This is a genomic window from Methanomethylovorans sp. (assembly GCF_050177135.1).
Lineage (GTDB): Archaea > Halobacteriota > Methanosarcinia > Methanosarcinales > Methanosarcinaceae > Methanomethylovorans.
In genome coordinates this window covers 1-4723 of sequence record NZ_JBFXHJ010000154.1, presented here as the reverse complement: position 1 = coordinate 4723, position 4723 = coordinate 1, and the positions used below count along the sequence as shown (strand labels likewise).

Below are 4723 nucleotides of genomic sequence, written 5' to 3'. Positions count from 1 at the left end.
AAAATGATGGGATTTAACGATCTATCTATAAAATTTAAATTGATCCTTTATATAGTAGTGGGGGTTTTCCTGGTGTTGGCAGTGTCCACAGGAGTTATTATTACCACAGTAACCACTCAGCAGGAAAAATTGGCCTATCAGCAATCCATTGAGCTGGCCAGGGACTATGCCAACCAGTTCGATGGTGATATGAAGAAATCAGAAGCAATTGCAAGAACACTTGCAAATTCGATGGAAGTTTACTCGTCTTCAGACAGGGATGAAGTGAATGATATGCTTAGGAACTTGCTTCTGAAAAATCCCTCACTTACAGGTGTCTATGTCGGATACGAACCCAATGCTTTCGACGGTAAAGATGCTGAGTATGCGGGTACTAATGGTCATGATGAAACCGGACGTTTCGTTCCTTACTGGAATAATATCAATGGCAATGTAAGTCTTGAACCACTTGTATATTACGGAGAGCAGGACTACTATCAGATCCCCAAGAAATTCATGATAGATGTTGTCACTGAACCTTACTATTATCAGGGCATTTTCATGGTTAGTTTTGATTCCCCCATTATCAAGGATGGCAGTTTTGTGGGAATAGGAGGGGTGGATGTTTCCTTGCAATACATAGATGATGTTGTGGGAAATGTGAAGGCATTCGACACAGGTTATGCTTTTGTGACCGGTAACACCGGTATCCTTGTGTCTCATCCAGTGCACAAGGAATGGATAGCTTCAAAGACTTTATATGATTTTGGCATACCTGAAATATCTGAAGCTGCAGATAACATAAAAAAAGGAAAAGGTGGTAACTTCGAAACAGTGGATCCGGCTACAGGTAAAGATGCAATAATGTTCTATGAGCCTGTAAAGACGGGAAACTATTCTTTTATTCTCGTAGTTCCTAAAGATGAGATGCTTGCAGGTGTTGCTTCCCTTAGGACCAAACTTCTCATAATCTCTGCCGTTTCTATTGCGTTCATGGGACTTGTGGCTTATCTCATAGCAATGTCCATAACCAGACCGATCAATAACATAGTCAGCAGTTTTAAAATGATCTCACAGGATGCTGTAGAAGGTGATCTGGATGCAAGAGCGAATACTGATGTAGGAGTAGATTTCAAGGAAATACCTAAAGGCCTCAATGAAATACTTGATGCTGTGACAGCTCCAATTCGCGAGAATATCAGAGTGACTAATGCTCTTGCTAAAGGAGAACTTAAAACAAGAATACAACTTGACCTGAAGGGTGAGTTCAAACAGGCAGGCGACACATTGGATAATTTCGCCGAATATCTGGATAGGATCATAGAAGACTCAAATAGTGTGCTTACTGCTATCCAGAATAATGACTTCTCCAGGCATGTTAAAATACAAGGAGAAGGTGATCTGCGAATACTCACCAATGGTATAGAACAGACACGCTTGTCCCTGGACGAAGCCACTACTGAGCGTAAGAAGGCTGAAAATGCATTAAGGGAATCCGAAAAGAAGTTCAGAACACTTTTTGACAGTACGAGTGATGCAATATACCTCCATGATATGAATGGATGCATACTGGAGGTCAACCAGTTAGCCTGTGAGAGAATGGGCTATACACATGATGAATTCCTTCGTATGAAACAGACAGATATAGATGGTACATTTACGGGTGAATATTTATTGGAACTTATCAAGGAACTCTGTAAACTAAAAAGTAATATTTTCGAAACAGTACATGTAACAAAAAGTGGTAAGAAACTGCCTGTGGAACTCAGCAGCCGTCTCATCAAGTACGATGGCAAAAAAGCTGTGCTGACCATAGCCCGTGATATCACTGAACGTAAACGCACAGAGAAGGCCCTTAAGGAATATGCTGAGCAACTTGAATATTCCAACAAGATGAAAGAAGAAATGGAAAGGGTTGTTAATAGCAGTCCTGTCATCGTATTCAAGTGGAGGATGGAAAAAGACTGGCCCGTTGAATTTGTATCCGAGAACATCACACAGATAGGTTACACTGTTGAAGATTTCATATCAGGTCGCATTAAATATGTGGACATTTTACATCCAGATGACCGTGAAAGATTCCATCCCTTGCTTGAGGACCATAAAAATAACCATTCTGATCAGTTCAATCAGGAATACAGAATATTCACAAAGTATGGGGATGTCAGATGGGTTGATGAGAGAACTTATATCGAGATGGGAGAGACTGGGGATATTTTGCTCCAAGGTATCATCCTGGACATCACTGAACGCAAAAAGGCTCAACAAGCTCTTTTAAAGAATGAGGAGATTCGTAAAAAAGAGATCCATCACAGAGTTAAAAATAATCTGCAGGTAATATCAAGTCTGCTGTTCCTTGAAGCGGAAAATTTCAAAGACAAGGAGATAATCGAAGCTTTTCTGGACAGCCGCAACCGTGTAAGATCGATGGCATTGATCCACGAGGAACTGTACCAGTCCGGAGATATGTCTACGATTGATTTTGCAGATTACACCCAGAATTTGCTTAATTTCCTGAAGAAATCCTATTTTATGGAATCCAAATCCATTAAATTACATTCGAAAATAGAAAACGCTTATCTGGGCATGGACACTGCCATACCTCTGGGGATGATAATAAACGAACTGGTATCCAATTCACTCAAACATGGATTTCCACATACGTCCGAAGGAAATGTCAGTGTTACTCTTGGCCTTGAAGGAAATGAGTTCATCCTTGAAATATCTGATGATGGTATAGGATTCCCTGAAAATATCAATTTCAGGCAAACTTCTTCTCTGGGTCTGCAGCTTGTGACCACTCTTGTTGAACAGATAAACGGCACTATTGAACTTGAAAGGAAAGAGGGAACATCTTTTAAGATACGTTTTAAGGAATTAAAATGTAAGGTTAAGGTGTGATTATGACAAACGCCAAGATACTTGTGGTTGAAGATGAGAACATAGTTGCTCTTGAAATAAAGAAGAGATTACAGAAATTAGGTTATATAGTCCCTGGAGTGGCTTCAACAGGCGAAGATGCTATCAGCAAAGCTGAAGGTATACTTCCTGACCTTGTGCTCATGGATATAATGCTCAAAGGAGAAATTGATGGCATAAATGCGGCCGGAGAAATACGTAAACGTTTCAACATACCTGTGATATACCTGACCGCATATTCGGATGGAGATACAATAGAAAGAGCCAAATTGACGGAACCTTACGGGTATATCCTCAAACCCTTTGAGGAAGATGACCTGCGTACGACCATCGAGATCGCACTCTACAGGCATCAGATGGTAAATGACCGGGAAAAAAATAAGTAGGATCAAATTACTGAATACAGCATTGATGTTACCCCAATGAAGAGAGGTTCCATGACAAGGTCGACTCTGTATTTTCTTCCTACTTCCTGGGGTAATCCACAGGGTATTCCGGGCGTTGAGACCAGACATCTCTCTGCGATCATTCCCTCAGTTATTGTATTGGCATTGGGTGTTGCTTCGAATACCATTGAAAACTTTTTGCGGTCCTCTTTACAGTATTCCTTAATTCCAAGCTCATAAGCTGCTTTATCTAAGAAATCTCTGTTAGGGTCGCAGGCATAAACATTGAAACCTTTTTCAGCAAGATGTTTAGCTCCTGCATATCCCACTCTTCCAAGACCTATGACCAGGATCTCACTTGAAGCTGCATCCTTGAACCTGGAAGCTATCTCCGAATAGATTATACCTGTTGCTTCATGGTTGGTGACCAATTTTCCATTCCTGAGATTATGAGCGATAAAAAGATGATCGTCAGCCATCAATAGTACATCTGCGCCATCCCTTATGGCTTCATAATATCCTGTCACATCTGTGTGCTGAGTAATGAAACCTTCAAGTCCAAGGCGCTGAGCTATGAAAAGCAAGGAAGAAGCAAAATTACTAATAATACCATTACCTGCGGTTATGGGTATTATGCCCACCTTTTCAGACCCGAGGTCTTTTCCATAAATTTCTTTGCAGATATCTGTAAGTTTGCTTCCTGTAACTCTTTCAATGGTAGACTCACTCTGTTCAAATTGAGCAGAGAGGTTATCAAGATCTTCGGGTGTGAGCAATGCCATTATGCCACCTCCTGTTCTGATGTTCTAAGTATCATTTCGTGTGCCTTTTTTCTGTTCATCTCAGCTTTTTCCTGGTCCTCGCCCCAGGTTATAACTGTAAATGCCTTATGTTCTCCATCACGCTGGAATATCTCTATACCTTCCGATCCATGGATTGGCCTGTAATTGTTTCCCATTGACAGAATGTGCTCACCTATAGGTGACAATTTTCCATCCTTGAGTATAAGGTGCTCATATATGCAATAATTACCCTCTGGTGCCTGGGCCATCTCCTGCACACCTTCTGTAAAAGCCTGCATAAGGAGCTCCAGAAGATTAACTCCAGAAGAATGATAGACAGCCGTAGGTGTCTGGCTTGGGAACCTGGCGTCTATTTCCAGCACTTTCAGTCCCTGTGGACTGTCAATAGCTTCCACGTCCATGATACCCTTGAGCTTGAGATCGCGTGCAAGTTCATAGGTGATCCTCCTCAGTTCAGGATTGTGATCAATGGGTGTTACCATATGGCAGTCGTAGGTATCATCAATATGGACCTTTGTCTCCTTTACAACTGCAAAATGTTTGCCGTCCCCTACGACTTCAAGAGATAGCACGTCACCTTCCACGTATTCTTCTATGAGCATGGTGGGATCAAGACCTAGATCGGAAGAGCACACG

General features: G+C 41.5%; 4 protein-coding genes. 2 read left to right on the top strand and 2 right to left on the bottom strand.

The genetic code is table 11. The features are described 5' to 3' along the window. The first annotated feature begins 6 nt into the window (after positions 1 to 6). Positions 7 to 2880: a PAS domain S-box protein gene (locus tag AB7U21_RS10350; RefSeq protein ID WP_333787913.1), complete on the top strand. Its 2874-nt coding sequence runs from the start codon at positions 7 to 9 to the stop codon at positions 2878 to 2880. Between the two features lie 2 nt (positions 2881 to 2882). Further along, positions 2883 to 3284 carry a response regulator gene (locus AB7U21_RS10345; protein ID WP_333787902.1) on the top strand — a complete coding sequence of 134 codons (402 nt, stop codon included), beginning with the start codon at positions 2883 to 2885 and terminating at the stop codon, positions 3282 to 3284. A gap of 2 nt (positions 3285 to 3286) precedes the next feature. On the opposite strand, the gene pylD is transcribed toward AB7U21_RS10345, so the two are convergent. Together pylD and pylC are read right to left on the bottom strand one after the other, a co-directional pair. Then, on the bottom strand, positions 3287 to 4066 hold the full coding sequence (gene pylD, locus AB7U21_RS10340) for a 3-methylornithyl-N6-L-lysine dehydrogenase PylD (protein ID WP_333787903.1): 780 nt from the start codon (positions 4064 to 4066) through the stop codon (positions 3287 to 3289). Continuing rightward, positions 4066 to 4723, bottom strand: a 658-nt coding sequence (pylC, locus tag AB7U21_RS10335) for a 3-methylornithine--L-lysine ligase PylC (RefSeq protein WP_428388833.1), incomplete at its 5' end; no start/stop codon positions are given. The genes pylD and pylC, both read right to left, overlap by 1 nt.